This window comes from Pseudoflavitalea rhizosphaerae, assembly GCF_003991355.1.
Classification (GTDB): domain Bacteria; phylum Bacteroidota; class Bacteroidia; order Chitinophagales; family Chitinophagaceae; genus Pseudobacter; species Pseudobacter rhizosphaerae.
The window spans coordinates 468879-486297 of the sequence record NZ_RCSU01000002.1 but is presented as its reverse complement, the minus strand read 5'-3'; the positions used below and the strand labels follow the sequence as shown (position 1 = coordinate 486297).

The following is a 17419-nucleotide window of genomic DNA, read 5'->3' as shown; positions in this document are numbered from 1 at the left end:
TAACATTGGGACCACAAATAAAATTTTCGATTGACAAATACTATTGTTATTTTCAGGTATACGCTCACAAAATCTGCCATTATGAGAAGATTGCTATTTTTTCTGGCGGTACTCACCTTTCTAACGACCATCTCCATTGCCGCCGAAGCTCAACAAACTTATACAATTAGCGGAATTGTTAAGAACAGCCTGAGTAAAGACATTGTTCCTGCCGTTTCTGTGATTATCAAAGGCACCAATATCGGAACCTTCACTGATGAACGCGGGAACTTTAAGATCACCAGCAGTCAGGCGCCGCCATTTACGTTGGTGTTTACTTCCATCGGTTATGAACCACAGGAAGTGATAGTAACCAGTACCAGCGCACCGTTGCAGGTGAGCTTCGAACCTGCTTCTTCGCTCGGCGCTGAAGTGGTTGTATCTGCAAGCCGTGTTGCTGAAAGGATCCTGGAGTCTCCAGTTTCCATCGAGAGGATGAGTGCCGCTAATGTGCGCGCTTCCGCTGCTCCCAACTTCTACCAGGGCATCGCCAACCTCAAAGGTGTGGACATGACTACTTCGTCCATCACTTTCAATACCATCAGCACCCGTGGTTTCAATGGTAGCGGTAATCTCCGCTTCAATCAACTGGTGGATGGAATGGACAACCAGGCGCCTGCCCTCAACTTCGCCGTAGGTATTATCCTCGGGCCTACTGAACTGGACGTGGATAATGTTGAATTGCTGCAAGGCGCTTCCTCCGCACTCTATGGGCCGGGCGGTATGAACGGCACCCTGCTCATGACCAGCAAGAACCCTTTCAAATACCAGGGCCTCAGCTTCCAGGTGAAACAGGGTATCATGCATACAGACCGTAAACAACGCAGCGCCGCTCCGTATTACGACTGGGCCTTCCGGTGGGGAAAGAAATTGTCTGAAAAATTCGCCTTCAAGATCGGCGGCCAGTTCATCCAGGCCAAGGACTGGCAGGCGCAGGACAGAAGAAATCTTAACCGCAATAACGTACTGAGCTCCGTAAAAGAAGGCACACGTGCTTCCGATCATAACTATGATGGTATCAATGTCTATGGTGATGAAGCCAGCGCCAGCATGGCCGGCGTTTCCCAACTCGCCATCCTGAATCCCGCTTCCAATCCATATTTCAACACAGCCGTAACGGAGCTGGTTGGTATGCTTGGCAGGGCGCCTACTGCACAGGAGATAGTGGGTTACTTTGCCCAATATCCGCTGCAGGGCAGCCCCCGTGACGCTTTTAAAATGATGGGCGTAGGTCTCGTGAATGGTTTTTACGGAAATCAACTCGTAAGCCGCACGGGTTATGACGAAAGTGATATCGTGGATTATAATTCATACAGCGTAAGATTGAATGGTGGATTGTATTACAAGATCACCAACGATATTGAAGCTTCACTGGTGGCTTACTGGGGAACCGGTACCACGGTATATACCGGCGCCGACCGTTATGCACTGAAGAATTTCAAACTCGGTCAGTACAAAGCTGAAGTGAGAGGAAGGAATTTCTTTGTGAGAGGTTATACCACACAGGAAAATTCAGGCGACTCTTACACCGCCACTACCGCTGCACTGGCAGTGAACAACGCATGGCTCAGCAACTCTGAATGGTTCGCTACTTATTCAGCAACCTATGCCGCAGCCAGGGCGCAGGGGGCGCCGGATGCAGTGGCGCATATGACTGCCCGCGCCGGGGCCGACCAGAACAGGGCGCTACCCGGCTCTGACGCCTTCAAAGAATATTTCGATAAAGCCATCTCCACTGATATCAATTCCGGGGGTGCAAAATTCGCAGATAAATCATCTCTCTACCATGTGGAAGGACAATACAATTTCTCTGAGCATATCAAATTATTTGAGCTGGTAGTGGGAGCCAACTACCGTTCCTATCATCTCAACTCCAATGGCACCATCTTCGTGGATACTGCCGGAACCATTAAAATAGATGAATACGGTGGTTATGTTCAGGTAGCCAAAAAGATGTTCAACGATGTGCTGAAACTTACTGCCAGCGGTCGTTACGACAAGAGCAAAAATTTCGAAGGCCGCTTCACGCCCAGGGTTACCGCCCTGATCCAGGTAGCCAAAGACAATAATCTCCGTTTGTCTTATCAGAATGCTTACCGTTTTCCATCCACGCAGGACCAGTACATCAACCTGAAAACGCCCGGCGCCAGGCTGATAGGTGGATTACCTTCTTTCCAGGACTATTTCAATTTCGATACCAATCCGGTGTATACAGCAGAAAGCATCGGCGCTTACCGCGCTGCGTTAGCTGCAGGTCAAACACCCCCTCCGCTGGAAGAAGCGCCTTTTGCTCCGCTGAAACCTGAGACTGCCAATTCATATGAATTCGGTTATCGTGGTTTACCGGTCAGGAAACTGCTGATCGATGCGTATGTGTATTACTGTGAGTATAAGGATTTCATTGGCCGCCGCGCCGTAGGCCGCGCTATCATTCCCAATGGAATTGGTAATCCCCTGACCACAGAGAATTTCTCTTATCCCGAGAATTCATTCCAGAAGGTGAAAGCCATCGGCTGGGGCTTCGGATTCGATTACCTGTTACCGAAAAGATACAGCCTGAAGGCAAATATTTCCGGCGATCAACTCAATGATGTGCCCGCCAATTTTGTTACCTTCTTCAATACACCGAAAGTGCGTTACAATATCGGCCTCAGCAACGATGGGATCAACAACAGCAACTGGGGCTTCAATGTATTGTTCCGCTGGCAGAGCAAGGTTGACTGGGAAGGAACATTTGCATCCGGACAAATCCCTGCCTTCAGTACCCTGGATGCACAGATCAGTTATAAATTCCCTGCTATCCGCAGCATGATCAAGCTCGGCGCATCCAACCTTTTGAACAAATATTATGTAAGTGCTTTAGGTAATCCCGAGATTGGTGGCGTATACTACCTGAGCTTCGGGTACAATGTTTTTTAAATAAGTTTCTGAGTACCTTAACCAATAAAAAAGCCTCAGTGTAATGCTGAGGCTTTTTCTTTTATGCGATAAATGCTTCTTTTACGGAAGGCAAACTTTAATGGGATCAACTGTAACGTTTCCTGTTGTTACCGTTTCATTGATTTCTTTGAATTGTGAATCGGAAAGATCTACAACTTTGATAGTGGCGTTGGTGCTGGTTCCGCTGCAACGGATGATTTGCAAACTGTAATTGCCATTGGTTACTGCGGAAGTGTAAGTCTGGTTGTCTAACGTAATGTATACCTGACCGTTAGCAACAGGATTATCGCTGCAATTCACGGCAGTACCGGTGAAGGTGACAGCTCCGGGAGCATAGGCAATCCGGATAGTGTCCAGCGTTTTATTGACGCCCGTTTTACCAATATTGGCTTCATGCAATACATCTCCGCAACGGCTTTTGATCATCAACTGGGTGATAGCATTTCTTGGTACGATCAGTTTTGCAACACCTGCCGTATCAGAATAGCCATAGGTAACGCTATTCCTGCCTTCGAATTTGTATGCAAGTGAAACGAATGCATGCGGAACAGAAATGTTATCCGGAGTTTTGATAATAGCCGTTATTTCTGCATAGTTGAAGTTGGTATGGAAATTCCAGTAGGAAAAATGATTGACCTTTCCCACGTAGCCATTCAATTGTTTCAGCATAACGCTTTCTTCCTGCCACACACCGGTGGAATCATTCAGGCTGCTGATGGTCAGTGTTGCAGGAGCAGTATCGAATTCAGCAGGTGCAACAGGCAGGGTAAAAGTAGCAGGCATTGCTTCGTTCAATTTCAATTTCTCACCACTGCTGCCGGTGAGTTCCACATATATCAGGTTGCGTGCAATGGCGCCATAGAGGTTACCGGCCTTGCTTCTTGCCAAAACAGATCCTGGTTGGTTTTCAGCAAAATCAGGACCGGTGGGATCGATGACCTGGAAAAGAATAGTCACAGTTCCTGTATAGTTGGCATTGTTGCCGGCTATGAGAATGGAACCGGGCTCGAATTTGAGTGTTGTTCCATCAGTTGCAGTGATCGTTCCTCCTGATCCTGCATTGAAAGTTTGCGTTGCTTGTTTTTTGATCAGGCGGATGCTTACATAATGCTGGTCTTTGGCTTCTACCTGGAAAGTTCTTTTACCGGTTAAGTAGCCAGTTTTTTCTACACTGATGAATCCGCCTGATTTATAGAGGGTGGCATCCTTGAAACTGAATGAACCGTTGATATCGGTTGTGGCAGTACTGGTACCCGCGGTCACAACAGCGCCGTTCACCGGTAATCCGGCTTCGTCTAAGATCCTGCCGGAAACACTGGTCACTACTTTCTCCCAGGGAGAAGGAGGTGGTTCTACAGGGGCCGGATTGGCAGCGGAATCGGATTTGTTACAGGCGATCCCCTGTATAAGGGTATAGGCGAGGAGGGCCGGGATTAACAGTTTACTTTTCATGGTAGTTTAGGAATTATGATAATGATGGTGGTACCTTGATTAACAGGTGCCGGGGCCGGTTCATCGTTCGCAAAATTGCGAAAGTTCGCTGGTATAGAAAAGTTTGTTTTGGTAATAAAACAAAACCCCGGCCAACGGGCCGGGGTATGCGAATATAGTTGTAATTGTTTTTATACGTTGAAACGGAAATGCATCACATCTCCATCTTTCACGATGTATTCTTTTCCTTCGATCCTCAGCTTACCGGCATCGCGGGCTGCTGATTCGGAACCATACTGGATATAATCGTCGTAACCGATCACTTCTGCCTTGATGAAGCCTTTTTCAAAATCGGTATGGATCACACTGGCGGCCTGTGGCGCTTTCCAGCCTTCATGAATTGTCCAGGCCCTTACTTCCTGCACACCTGCCGTGAAATAGGTATAGAGGTTAAGTAATTTGTAAGTGGAGCGGATCAGCCTGTTGAGCGCGGGTTCAGTCATTTTATATTCTTCCATGAACAGGGCGCGGTCGCCGGGATCTTCCATTTCCGCGATCTGTGCTTCGATGGAATTGTTCATCACAATCACCTGCGCATTTTCATTGGCAACGGAAGCCTTGAGGGCTTCTGAATATTTGTTACCGGTGTGCATGCTGGCTTCATCTACATTGGCCACATAGAGAACAGGTTTTTCCGTGAGGAGGAAGAGATCGGCAATGGCTACACGCTCTTCTTTGGCGAGATCCAGTCCGCGGATGCTTTTGCCTTGTTCCAGGTGAGCTTTACAACGAAGGAGCACTTCCAGTTCAGCTTTCATTTTTGGATCGGTGCGCGCCATTTTTTCTGTGCGCTGGATCTTTTTTTCCACGCTCTCGAGGTCTTTGAGCTGGAGTTCGGTATCGATGATCTCTTTATCGCTTACGGGGTTGATAGCGCCTTCTTCGCGCAGCACATTCTCATCTTCGAAGCAGCGGATCACGTGGATGATGGCGTCCACTTCGCGGATATTGCCGAGGAATTTGTTACCAAGACCTTCACCTTTGCTGGCGCCACGCACCAGTCCGGCAATGTCTACAATTTCGATCTGTGTAGGAACGATCCTGTCGGGGATCACCAGTTCCGCCAGTTTGGAGAGGCGATGATCGGGTACATCCACCAGACCAACGTTGGGGTCGATGGTACAGAAACGGTAATTGCTGGCCTGCGCTTTGGCGCTGGTGCTCACCGCATTGAACAAAGTTGATTTTCCTACATTCGGCAATCCTACGATACCTGCTTTTAAACCCATGATTATTGATTTGCTGTTTTTAGCCGCGCAAAGATACATTAATGCATCGATTTTACATTTTCCTGATGCTAAATGCCTGTATTCCGGGGGTTTCTACTATCTTAGGCAATAATTCCGGAACGGTCGTCACCCGCACTCAGGGCTGTTCCGCAGCTCCTTTAACCAAACCGTAAACAACAAACCACCGGCAAATGGTATTAAACTTTCTCTGGATCGCATTTTTCCTGATTGCTTTTATTGTGGCTTTGATCCGGTTGCTTATGGGCGACACGGATGTGTTCAAGAACCTGATGGACGGCGTTTTCGAGTCTGCCAATACCGGGGTGCAGATCTCCATCGGGCTGATCGGCATCATGGCGCTTTTCCTGGGATTCATGAATGTAGGGGAGAAGGCAGGCGCTATCCGTTTCCTGAGCCGCATTGTAGGACCTTTCTTCAATAAGTTATTTCCTGAATTGCCGAAGAACCACCCGGCGATGGGACATATGATGATGAACTTCTCGGCCAATTTGCTGGGCCTCGATAATGCAGCCACGCCCTTTGGTTTGAAATCGATGGAGAGCCTGCAGGAAGTGAACCCGCAAAAGGATACCGCCAGCAATTCACAGATCATGTTCATGGTGCTGCATGCTTCCGGGCTTACCATTATCCCGGTGGCCATCATCGCGCAGCGCGCTATCCTCAAATCGAATAATCCCACAGAGATATTCATTCCGGCCATCATCTGTACATTCACGGCCACCATGGTGGCGATCTGCGTTACAGCCATCTGGCAAAAGTTCAACCGCAAACAATGGACTACCATCATCATTGTAGGAGCAATCGGTGCGGTGATTCTCGGAGGACTGGGATTCTATCTCCGTTATTATCTTAGCAATGAATCGGCCACAGCATTCTCGAAGATCATCAGTAATGGACTGATCATGCTGTTCTTCATCATCATGATCCTGGGCGGGGTCTGGAAGAAAGTGCATGTATATGATGCCTTCATTGAAGGCGCGAAACAAGGCTTTGAAGTGGCGGTGAAGATCATTCCTTATCTCGTGGGCATGCTGGTTGCCATCAGCGTGCTGCGTAATTGCGGCGTGTTTGAATATATGGTGGATGGATTGAGGTACATCGTGGAGTCGATGGGCTTCGATTCCAAATGGGTGGAAGCGATGCCCACTGCGTTGATGCGTCCATTCAGCGGTAGCGGATCCAGGGCCATGATGATCGATGCGATGGCGGTGAACGGCGCCGATTCATTTATTGGAAGGCTGAGCTGTTTGTTCCAGGGTTCTGCCGATACTACTTTTTATATTGTGGCATTGTATTTTGGATCGGTGGGAATAAAGAAAACGAGGTATGCGATCCCGGCTTCATTGATTGCGGACCTGGCAGGGATCATTACAGCGATATTTTTGGCGTACAACTGGCCCTGGAGTAGTTGAGACTAAATTGCATATTTGATCATATTCATCCCGGCTTTGCAAGAGCCGGGATTTTTTTTCTTTCGTGTAATCCTGCTAGCTAGAATAAAGTTGGCCGTTTCGAAAGTAGAAGGCCGCCTCTGTGAAGGCGGCCCGTTTTCTCATGTTACCGATGAATGTAGTGTGTCTAACCAGGAAATTTTATCATTATAAATTAAATACGAAAGAAAGGTATGGCCTTCTTGTATCAGGTGATGCAAGTCCTGCATAACCTGAAGTGAAAACCGTGAATACCCGCTGATTGGATTGTGAACTGTTGACGCCGGAACTTGAAGTGTAAGACACGAGTGCCGGAGCCGATGTGCCGGCATTGGCGTCTCTTACCCACCATCCTTTGGCCGCTGCTGTTGTGCCGGAAGGCTTGGAGAACTCAACAGTCCCTTTATATGGGACCTTTTCAGCCATCAATGTAGCGTCATAATAAAGATTCAATTCAGGAGAATTGGGGATCAGGTTGATGAAACGATAACGTACCTCACCTGAATCCGGTCTTGTGAGATCGTCCACCACCAACGTGCTATAAGTGTTTTCAGCGGTATCGGTGATATGTAGTGTCTGGTACTTGCCTGCCTCCAGAGAGATATTTGTCTTGTACAATTCCAATGAGTCCAGGTTGGTGATTTTGGATGGAACCATTACTTTAAATTCATGGCTGCCAGCATTGAACACCATATAGTTTGCCGTGGAGCCGCCACCGGTATTCAGGCCGCCACCGGGAAATGGGGTACGGGCCGATATCGGGTTATTCACCCGTTTGCCATCGATAATGAAAACAACACTGGGGGCAGATTTGTATTGCGACAAATAATTCACTTTAAACAGGGCCTGATTGGCGCCCACCAGGTCAAACTCTCCGTATTTGATTTCATTCTTTTTACAACTGCTGAACAGCATAATGCCGGCCAGAACGCTGCATGATATTTTGAGTATATGCTTCATGATGATGTTATTTTGGTTACTGGTCAGGAGTCATTGCCCAGGTAGGATAGGTGTTATAGTTAGGATCAGTTCCTTTCCATTTCGCAAGCTCTGTTTTATTCCAAACTACTTCGGAATTGTACCGGGGTCTGAAACGATAACAGAGTTTTCCCAGGTTGGTGGGGTACAGGTCTTCAGGCTGATAAAAATACAGGTTCTTGAAAACGGCCGTATCATAATCGTATTTGCGAAGGTCATTGAAGGTTTCCATGCCTGCCCAGCCCCATTGTGCGATGTACTTCTGCGTCATGATATCGGAGAGTTGTAGTTCTCCGTCAGTTTGCGCCACTTCAGAGCTGCTCATATAATCGTCGATCTCCGTTTGGGTGATCTTCGGATCAACTGGCGAACCATAAAGGTTTACGAATTGCATATGACCATTGATGCCATTGATGTATGCCTGATGAGCCGCTCCTGTTTCGTTCTTGATAAAAAGTGCTTCAGCTTTTGCAAACTGGAGCTGGGAGTAAGAAAGGATTGGGTAGGGGCTGGCAGGGTAGTAGAGATATTTGCCATCATAAGTGTTTTTTTCAGGTGGGATGTATCCCCAAACCAGCGGCACTCTTTTTCCCGCAGTTGCATCTCCCATTGTAGGTACGATTGCTTTGTAAATGCCATCAACAGGATCTGCAGCTATCATTCTTTTTAGCCTGGGGTCTGTGGATGCTGTGGGTGAAGGAGTGGGGGTGCCTCTTACACCTCCGGTAAGCATGCTCAGGATCGGTTGGCTGATCCTGCCTGTCAGGGTTTGCACTGCTGTAGGGTTTACCAGATTCAATGCGGCGCCTGGTGAAAAAACATTCATATCGCTGGAGCTGGTATTACCGGCCAAAATGGTGGCGTCTTCCTGTGCACTGGTGAAAGAAAGATCTACGTATTTCACTACGCTGTCTGCATACTGCGTGGCAAAGTTTGCCTTCTTAACCAGGTGGCTGTATTGCTGCGCCAGGATTGCATATGCAAACTTTCTCCACTTATCGCGGTCTCCTTTATAGATGAGATCTGCTGAAGCCAATGAAGAAGAGTAATTCAGAGCATCGGTCCTGGTGAAACAGGCAATGGATGAATCTACCCATTCACGAACGCGTGCATAAACTTCGGGCTGATCCTGGTAGTTGAAGAAAAGGCGCGTTGTATCGAAAGCCTGATCCAGGATGATGGGGCCATGTAAGTCAGTGGCAAGCTGAAAGCCAAACGCTTTGAGCGCATAGCCGATACCTGCAAATGTCCACTTTTGATTTTCTCTTGCTTCTTTGATCAATAGTTCGAGGTTGGGACCGCTGGTTATGTACAACATTCTCCAGATGGCGCCGCCATTATCCAGTGTTGGTTCGTAGCCATGTGTTTCCCAGTTATTGTCAGCGCTGATGCTGGACCAGTTTTGAACGGTTTTGAACAAAAAGCGGTAGTCATTGGCGGTAGTAGCTGAGATCTGCCATTGGATGGGAGATAGCAGCATCTCGGCCGTAGCCACCTGCGGGTTCGACGGATCGGTATTGATGTCGAGCCATTTCTTACAACTGCCTGCAGTAAACAGAACGGCTGTGGTAAGTATAATGAGATGTATCCTTTTCATAACAAAGTACTTTAATACTGAGGAATTAGAGTTTTACGCGCATTCCGAAATTCACACCCAGGGGCCTGCCCATGTTCCCGAAATCGATACCATAACCTCCAAGGCCGCCTGTTGAAGGATTAGTTCCGTTACTGTCCGGGTCCATGCCGGAATAGTTGGTAACCAACAGCACATCCGTGGCAGTTATATACAGGCTGAGGTCTTTCACCCATTTTACTTTGGTAAGTGATTTCTGTGGGAAATAATAACTAAGTGTTATATCCCTTACGCGGAACGCATTGATATCCTTTTCTACAAAATTTTCAGGTGAAATACCATTGGATGTGGAGGTATAAAAGGCGGAATTGTTATAAGGCGTTACAACAATTGTATTCTGGGTAGGTGTTTTTGTATTTTCCAGTCCATCTTTCAGCACTCCTTTGACAATACGGGGTGTTTCCCTGTCGAGGGTTTTGGTACTAAGGCCGGTTGTATACAGCGTATATTGGGTAGCGTTATATACATCGCCTCCTTTCCTTACATCTACAAGGAAAGATAATGACCAGGATTTGTAATTGAATTTGTTCACAAGGCCCACCAGGAAATCCGGCGTTCTGTCGCCAATTGGGTAAAATGTACCATCAGTAGTCAGTAAAGGAAGGCCATTGGTTGGACTGATCAGCAGGTCGCCATTTTCGTTGCGCTGGTTAACCCAGCCCCCGATAGCGCCCGTGCTGGCGCCGGGATAAACTGACCCGCGCACGCCGTTCTGCAGCCAGGTGTCGGAATTATAGTACTCCGGCAGTTCATCGGCCACGCTGATTACTTTACCTCTATTTCGTGTAAAGTTCACTGTTATGTCCCATGAAAGATCTTTCTGCTTGAGGGGGGTACCTGTGAGCTGGATTTCCATGCCCCTGTTCCTTACCTCACCTCCATTCAGTGCTTTGATGATAAACCCTGTTCCATAGCTGAGCCTTGGAGAGATGATCTGGTTTTCAGAAAGCATATTATACCAGGTGAAGTCCACACCCAGCCGGTTGTTCAGGAACTGTAATTCAAAGCCGGTTTCGAAGTTCTTGGAAAATTCAACTTTAAGCCTGTCGTTTCCACCAACAGCCGCGTTGAAAGCAAAGCCGCCGCCGGTTCCTGACTGAGGCTGAAGTGCTGTTTTAGTAATATAGGCCGATCTCGGTTCTTTACCTGTATATGCGTAGGATGCTCTCAGCTTGCCGAAACTGAGCCATCCCAGGTCTTTTACTGCTGAGAGTTCACTGAAATTGAAGGCAAAGCTGGCTGCGGGATAATAGAAATAAGGAGTGTTGGGCATCAGCCTGGAAGATGCATCCATACGACCTGTAAGGGTCAGGTACAATAAAGACTCATATCCCAATACCGCCTGTGCAAATACGCCCAGTCCCCTGTAACGTGTAAGCGTTGTTTTGGTACGCTGGGTGGTAGGCGTGGTATTGTTCATACTGTAAAAGTTCGGATCATACATTTTTTCACCGAGCTGTGCAGTAGTGGTGTGATTATAATCGTTGAAATTGGTACCAACGATATAGGTGTTATTGAATTTACCAAAATTATGCGTAGCAGTAGCTGTAAGGGCTCCGTTCAGGATCCTTCCCTGAACCTGGTAGGCTTCAATGCGGCCGCCTGTTGGCGAGCCTGCGCTTCCTGAGCCTTTGTAGGATTGGGCATGGTATACCATCATCCCAGTGTTGGTAGAAACGTCTGCGCCAAAAGTACCGTTGATGGTCAGCCATTTTAACGGCTTGAGGGTAACCGTGGAATTAGCCAGTAAACGATTCACTCTTTCATCCTGCGTATTCCTGTAAACATCCCAGAATGGGTTATCGGTTTCATTGTAAATGGTGCCGGTGTTAATGACGCGGTTACCAAATTCATCCACCCATTTGTTTATATCGTAAATAGATGGAAAAGTGAGTAACCCCATCAGGTAACCCCTGTCTCCTTTGTTTGCTTTCTTATTATAGGTATTGATATAATTGAAACTGGTAGTTACGGAAAGGATGGGATTGATGGTGGCAGTGGCAGACAAACGGGAAGAGAATCTCCTGTATAATGTATTGGGGATGGTTCCGGTGTTGTCTGAATATTCATTGGCCCAGCGATAGCTCAGGCCGCTACTGCCTCCTTCAAGCGCCAGGTTATGTTTTTGGCTGAAACTGGTTTGAAAGAACTGGTCTACGTTATCAAATCGCTGCACGGTATCTGCATATTTGGGACCAAAGTAGTTGCGGGTGCCCCCGTTGTAGATCCCATTGCTGATCCCCTGGCTGTATACATTTTGTACTTCAGGGAAATTCAATTGTTTTTCGAGCCTGAACGCATTGTTATAAGTAACGGAACCGAATCCCGCTTTTGCTTTCTTAGTGGTGATCACGATGGCGCCCGATGCACCGAGGTTACCATAAAGTGCAGTGGCTTCGGGGCCTTTCAGGATCGTGTAAGTTTCAATGTCAGCCGGATTGATATCGATGGCGCGGTTGGAATAATCCTGGTCGCGGTTGTTACGGTTCCCAACGAGCGCGCTGCCAGACATAATGGAGTTGTCGATAGGTAGACCGTCAATTACGATCAGGGGAGAGTTATCTCCATCCAGCGAAACGATACCACGGAGTATGATCTGCGTGGAAGCGCCGGGGTTACCTGAGGTCTGGTTCACCAATAAACCAGGTACGCGGCCGGCGAGGCCATTGATGAAGCTCTCGCGCTGTGTTTGCGTTACTTCATCGCCAGCCACGGTGGGGGTGGAGTAACCGAGGCTTTTCTTTTGACGTGAGATACCATGGGCAGTCACTACCACTTCACCCAGTTGTTTGTCGGAAGACAACAATTTTACATTCACCACATCACTGCTTACCGTTACTTTCTGTGGCGTGAAACCAACATAGGTAAACAGCAGTACCTGCCCGGAGCGGGCAGCAATCTGATAATTACCATTGGCATTGGTGAGTGTTGATCTCTGAGTGGTTTGGTTTGTTACCGTAACACCCGGTAATGGGGCGTTATTTGCATCAGTAACGGTTCCCTTGACGGAACCTTCCTGGGCAAAAAGGGTACTGAATGGCAATACGAGTAGCATTACCACCAGCCGGAGTTTTTTTCTCATAGCGAGTTAGTTTGTCGTTAATTAGTCAGCAATATGTATGGAACCTAAAGTACTTCTATGCCAGCGTCTTTGTATGGTTTAAGCAGAGGATCGTCGGGTGGTAATTCAGTGATCAGCGTGTGGATCTTGCTGATGTCGTCAATGTGAATCGGCTGCAGTGAATTGATCTTTTCGGCAATTGTCAGGCAAACCACTTTCTGTGCCGATTCGATCATCGCCTTCTTCAAAGTGACCACATCCCAGTCGTTATCTGTAATTCCGTTCTTGATGTCGATAGCATTGATGCCGAGGAAACAGAGATCAGCACGGATCCTTTTGATCTGCGCTATCGCTTCCGCACCTACCGTGATCTTGGAGTTCTTGTTCACTTTATCTCCAATCAGGATCACTTCAATGGAAGGGTGATGCATGTATTCAAGCACCACTGGAATGCTGCCGGAAATGAAAGTGGCTTTCAACTGTGGAGGCAGGGCCCGGGCCAACTCAATGATGGTGGTGCCACCGGTGGTCAACACAAACATACCATCCTCGATCAGCGATGCCGCTTTCTGGGCAATGATTTTCTTGTTATCGAGAGAATAAACGTTGTTGGAAGGATAATAAACCTGGCTGAAGCTATGGGAAAGCGCCCCGCCATGTACTTTGATGATCTTGCCTTCATCCGCCAGTTCCTGCAAGTCTCTGCGGATTGTATCTTCAGACACACTGATCTCCTGGCTCAATGATGAAGAGAGCACCTTGTTATGGAGATTAACCTGATGTAAAATGTACGCCTGTCTTTCTTTCTTGAGCATAGCGTTAGTTGGTTACCAAGTAAAATAAAGTAAATTCCTGCATAAAACCGCATGAAGTGTTAAAATTATTGGCAAAATCGGCATTATTTTTTTTGCTACCGCAAGTAATTGCAGGTATTTTCTGGAATAGGCCGTCTTTTTGCCGGTACGATTGCAGTTTGTTGCAGACTGAAGGTACTTATTTTAAGGTAAACCGCACAGTAATGGCAAAAGCGTCGGGAACAAAGTTGATATCGGGGATGATATCGAGTTCGGGTTTCCAGTCTGCGGAAATATTGATCGGGGCTTTCGGGAAGGTATACTCGATACCGAGAATACCGGTTGGCCCCAGATAGGTTTCTTTATCCTGCCATCCGGCAAAGAAACCGGCGCCATAGAACCAGCGCAGCCCGGGAGTTGAGAAATTCTGGTGCAGTTCAAGCAATGCACCCAGTCCAAAACGTGATCCGAAGGAAACCATTCCTTCCACAGCGCTTCTCTCAGTTACATTGTACTTGCCGGTGATGGAGTTATTGAGTGTGGGAGTGGAGTTGCTCAGGCGAAGACCGATCCCAAACCTGTAGTCCTGTGCTTTCGCATGCTGGCTGCTGATCACAAAAGCGCCCGCCAGGAGCAGGGTTACAATGATCCTTTGCATATTTTCAGTTTATATGGAAAAAACGAAAATGATGCCAGTGTGCAGATGTATGCCCTGTTAAAGTTGATGCAAAGGAAAGTGAAAAAAATGTGAAGCGCTTAGTTACCGAAGAGCTCGAATTTTGTTTTGGGCCTGCGTGCATCACGCCATTTGAAATTGCGCAGGAATTTTTCCTGCTCGGAAGCCTGGCTAACGGGCAGCATCACACCTTTCGGTTCACTGATCACCACCACTTTGTCAAGCTCCTTATTCAGGAAACGAAGATCGATAATATCTCCGGTCACATTATTTACCCCTACCAGCGCGCTGTCTTCATCCTTCACCCAATACACGCTTTCTGCATTGCCTTTGGCACGCATATAATCGAGCGTTCCATCGATGAACATCCCGGTGAGGCGGTTGCCTTTAAGCTGGTTGTACATATCGATACCCGTCTTGTTTACGGCCAGTGCATTCTCCCATACAAAAAGTTTGTCGGCCTTCTTGTTCTTCGTATAGAGGAAGATAGTATCCCCGGTCAACTGATTGTCTCCGGACCAAACGATGGGATCAGTAAACAGCCGGAATATGGAATCCTTTCCGGAATAGAAAAGACTATCTGAAACAGCCTGCAGCGAATCGGAGAAGATCCGCACATTGTGATATGCCTGGAAATAGCGGTCAGTGCTGTCATTGGCATTGGCGGTATCATTGATCACAACGGGATTGGCTGGTTTCTTTGAGGGTGGTTTGGTTACCGGAGTATCTTTTTCCGGAGCAGTGGCAACAGGAGGGACCCTGGTTATTTGTGCCGCCTGCGCCGTATCCGGTGGCAGTTTTGCTACGGTGTCCGCAACAGCCGCGGCCAGGGTGGAATCTGCCATATCCCGCAATCGCTGCACATGCGTTTCCTGATCTGAAGCTGTATCTTTCAGCGGGATCTTTTTCGTGGCGCTGTCCGCCACAGCCGCCATGGCGCTGTCGATCATATTGGAGGCAGGGACCAGCGCAGAATCCTTTCCGGTATCTTTTCGAACATTGATCTGCGTTAGTGCCGTGGAATCCCTGATTGCTTTCCTGCGGGCAGCTTCTGCGCGAACCAGGCTATCCCTTTTCGCATTCACGGCTGCGATCGAATCCAGGTCTTGCTGCAATTTGCTCAGTCTTCCCGAGAACAAAGTATCAGCTGCAATATATATGGAGTCGGATTCCTGTTTTAAGATCATTAGTGGTTGCCGGGTGGCGAAGAATGTTCCTTCATTTCCGTTGGCCCTTATGTAGTTTGCCAGCACGGAAACGCCCTGTGCTGAATCGATGTACACTGCGTTACCAGTGAGGGTGCTGATGCCGGTTTCATCGTTCCGGTCTATCTGGTTGGCTACAATACGGGTGCGGGCCCTGGCGTCTGTGATCACGGGGCGGCCTGAAAAATAAGCCTTCCTGTTCTTCACATCGTATGTGCCTTCCCGTGTTACAATATTCTTATCGGTTGTGTCAGTGATAGTGGTCTTTGTAATGAAGGTGGCGATCTCTGTTTCCGTATTGTAAAGGAGCGAGTCTGACCTGAGTGTGGATCCGGGATCTTTCAGCACCACATCCTTTTTGAAATATACGTCTTTCATTTCACCATAATAAGTGCCTTCCTTGCTGGTGAGTACGGTCTTGCCATTCTCTACGCGGCCACCATTATAATAGTCGCCGATCTTTTCATTGGCATCGTAGCGAAGCTCTTCTGTATGGAGTGTGATCTTGCCGTCTGTGAGCTTTACTTTTTTCTTCAGGTTGGCAATTCGTGTATCGATGTAGTAGAGCAGGTACTGGCTATAGGTATGTACGCTGTCGGCATCATTGATATGTACGTTCCCAAAGGCTTCCAGGGTCCTGTTCCTTTTATTGAAGATGGCAGAGTCGCAGTAAAAAGTAGTGTTGTTCTGTTTTACGATAACATTTCCTACCCAGATATTGAGTTCAGTAACGGAGTCTTTCTTTTCAAAGCGGAATTTTTCGGAGTTCAGCCATTCCACCATTTTACCTGTAGTATCGGTGGACTGAGCAAAACCTTTGAAGCAAAAAAGCAGCGTCAATACCAGCAGGGCTGAATATTGCTTCATGAGTTTAGTTGCCTTTATTGGAGACAGAATCATAAATAGGTGCCTTTAACGGTCCGCTTTTGTCCTTACGGCCGAACACGGAAATGTTCACGTAACGCTTGGGATGAGTGCGGAAATCGTCGAGCAAAGTAGTCAAACTCCTGTTGGTCTGGCGAAGCTCGTCGTACAATTTGCGATCATTTAACAGGAGGCCCATCGTATTGTCTTTCTGGGTGGTTTTGCTCACAGCCGTGCTGAGTTTGCTGGTAACAGACTCCAGGTTGTCGATGGTTTCTTTGATCTTCGCATTGGCGAGACTGTTAGAAGTCTTTTCCAGGTTATCTACAGTAGCAGTGATCTTCTCATTGCTTTTGGCGAGATTACCGGTTACAGATTCAACATTGGAGAGGCTTTTGGCCAGCATGCCGGTTTGCGCGTCCAACAGTTTGTTGAGGTTTTGCGTGGAGCGGGTGAGGTTGGCGATGATGGCAGCCAGGTTATTTTTAGTATGGGGATCGAGGAGGCTGTTAAGATTATTGACCAGTGTATCCAGTGAATGCAGCGTTTGAGTGGCGCTGGCGAGAGCAGGATCGAGGCTGGCCTGGAGCTTATCGGTGAGTCCTTTGATGGGCCTTGTGCTCAGCGTATCCCCATCGTTTACCAGGGTGGAAGAATTACCGAGGAACACTTTCAGGGTAGTGGAAGAGCCCAGCAGGTCAGTACTTAAAGACGCTACAGAATTGTTGGGGATATTCACTTCCTGTGTAAGGGTGATGCCTACGATGATGCCGGTCAGGCTCTTGTCTTTCGCCTCAATGGAGGTAACTTTTCCTACCTGCAGTCCATTCACGGTTACAGGGTTTGAGATCATCAAACCTTCTACGGCAGGAAATACGGCGAATAATTTATGCTTGGTGGTATTGAAATCTTTTCCCTTCAGGAAGTTAAATCCTAGGATCAGCACGGCAATGGCAATTGCTGTAAGCGATCCAACCTTAGTCTCATTAGAAATTTTCATGCTAGTGAATTTTAGCGCTATATCCTTTCAAATCAGGCAGCAAGATGCGTTTTTTTGA

Annotated in this window: 11 protein-coding genes; 2 read left to right on the top strand and 9 right to left on the bottom strand. The window is 47.6% G+C overall.

Annotation, left to right across the window (positions count from 1 at the left end; genetic code table 11):
- Positions 1-81 precede the first annotated feature (81 nt).
- A complete protein-coding gene (locus tag D9Y29_RS04675; protein WP_127125491.1) occupies positions 82-2958 on the top strand; it encodes a TonB-dependent receptor in 2877 nt (958 codons plus the stop codon).
- Positions 2959-3039: 81 nt separating this feature from the next.
- On the opposite strand, the gene D9Y29_RS04670 is transcribed toward D9Y29_RS04675, so the two are convergent.
- Positions 3040-4431 carry a carboxypeptidase-like regulatory domain-containing protein gene (locus tag D9Y29_RS04670; RefSeq protein WP_127125489.1) on the bottom strand — a complete coding sequence of 464 codons (1392 nt, stop codon included), beginning with the start codon at positions 4429-4431 and terminating at the stop codon, positions 3040-3042.
- Between the two features lie 170 nt (positions 4432-4601).
- Positions 4602-5699: a redox-regulated ATPase YchF gene (gene ychF, locus D9Y29_RS04665; protein WP_127125487.1), complete on the bottom strand. Its 1098-nt coding sequence runs from the start codon at positions 5697-5699 to the stop codon at positions 4602-4604.
- A 191-nt stretch (positions 5700-5890) separates the two neighbouring features.
- On the opposite strand from ychF, the gene D9Y29_RS04660 reads away from it, so the two are divergent.
- The gene (locus tag D9Y29_RS04660; RefSeq protein WP_127125485.1) at positions 5891-7132 is read left to right on the top strand and encodes a nucleoside recognition domain-containing protein; all 1242 of its coding nucleotides are present in this window, start codon (positions 5891-5893) and stop codon (positions 7130-7132) included.
- Between the two features lie 186 nt (positions 7133-7318).
- On the opposite strand, the gene D9Y29_RS04655 is transcribed toward D9Y29_RS04660, so the two are convergent.
- From D9Y29_RS04655 to D9Y29_RS04625, 7 genes are all read right to left on the bottom strand, one after another.
- Positions 7319-8110: a DUF4397 domain-containing protein gene (locus tag D9Y29_RS04655; RefSeq protein WP_127125483.1), complete on the bottom strand. Its 792-nt coding sequence runs from the start codon at positions 8108-8110 to the stop codon at positions 7319-7321.
- A gap of 16 nt (positions 8111-8126) precedes the next feature.
- Positions 8127-9725 carry a SusD/RagB family nutrient-binding outer membrane lipoprotein gene (locus D9Y29_RS04650; RefSeq protein ID WP_127125481.1) on the bottom strand — a complete coding sequence of 533 codons (1599 nt, stop codon included), beginning with the start codon at positions 9723-9725 and terminating at the stop codon, positions 8127-8129.
- Between the two features lie 25 nt (positions 9726-9750).
- Positions 9751-12843: a SusC/RagA family TonB-linked outer membrane protein gene (locus D9Y29_RS04645; RefSeq protein WP_127125479.1), complete on the bottom strand. Its 3093-nt coding sequence runs from the start codon at positions 12841-12843 to the stop codon at positions 9751-9753.
- 44 nt (positions 12844-12887) lie between these two features.
- Complete coding sequence (locus D9Y29_RS04640) at positions 12888-13637, bottom strand: DeoR/GlpR family DNA-binding transcription regulator (RefSeq protein WP_127125477.1); 750 nt, start codon at positions 13635-13637, stop codon at positions 12888-12890.
- Positions 13638-13815: 178 nt separating this feature from the next.
- A complete protein-coding gene (locus D9Y29_RS04635; RefSeq protein WP_127125475.1) occupies positions 13816-14274 on the bottom strand; it encodes a hypothetical protein in 459 nt (152 codons plus the stop codon).
- 98 nt (positions 14275-14372) lie between these two features.
- On the bottom strand, positions 14373-16364 hold the full coding sequence (locus D9Y29_RS04630) for an OstA-like protein (protein WP_164735258.1): 1992 nt from the start codon (positions 16362-16364) through the stop codon (positions 14373-14375).
- A gap of 4 nt (positions 16365-16368) precedes the next feature.
- Positions 16369-17361: an MlaD family protein gene (locus tag D9Y29_RS04625; protein ID WP_127125471.1), complete on the bottom strand. Its 993-nt coding sequence runs from the start codon at positions 17359-17361 to the stop codon at positions 16369-16371.
- Positions 17362-17419 lie beyond the last annotated feature (58 nt).

Coding starts and splice junctions, on each gene's coding strand:
- D9Y29_RS04675 (WP_127125491.1), top strand. CDS start 82: ATGAGAAGATTGCTATTTTTTCTGGCGGTACTCACCTTTCTAACGACC.
- D9Y29_RS04670 (WP_127125489.1), bottom strand. CDS start 4,431: ATGAAAAGTAAACTGTTAATCCCGGCCCTCCTCGCCTATACCCTTATA.
- ychF (WP_127125487.1), bottom strand. CDS start 5,699: ATGGGTTTAAAAGCAGGTATCGTAGGATTGCCGAATGTAGGAAAATCA.
- D9Y29_RS04660 (WP_127125485.1), top strand. CDS start 5,891: ATGGTATTAAACTTTCTCTGGATCGCATTTTTCCTGATTGCTTTTATT.
- D9Y29_RS04655 (WP_127125483.1), bottom strand. CDS start 8,110: ATGAAGCATATACTCAAAATATCATGCAGCGTTCTGGCCGGCATTATG.
- D9Y29_RS04650 (WP_127125481.1), bottom strand. CDS start 9,725: ATGAAAAGGATACATCTCATTATACTTACCACAGCCGTTCTGTTTACT.
- D9Y29_RS04645 (WP_127125479.1), bottom strand. CDS start 12,843: ATGAGAAAAAAACTCCGGCTGGTGGTAATGCTACTCGTATTGCCATTC.
- D9Y29_RS04640 (WP_127125477.1), bottom strand. CDS start 13,637: ATGCTCAAGAAAGAAAGACAGGCGTACATTTTACATCAGGTTAATCTC.
- D9Y29_RS04635 (WP_127125475.1), bottom strand. CDS start 14,274: ATGCAAAGGATCATTGTAACCCTGCTCCTGGCGGGCGCTTTTGTGATC.
- D9Y29_RS04630 (WP_164735258.1), bottom strand. CDS start 16,364: ATGAAGCAATATTCAGCCCTGCTGGTATTGACGCTGCTTTTTTGCTTC.
- D9Y29_RS04625 (WP_127125471.1), bottom strand. CDS start 17,361: ATGAAAATTTCTAATGAGACTAAGGTTGGATCGCTTACAGCAATTGCC.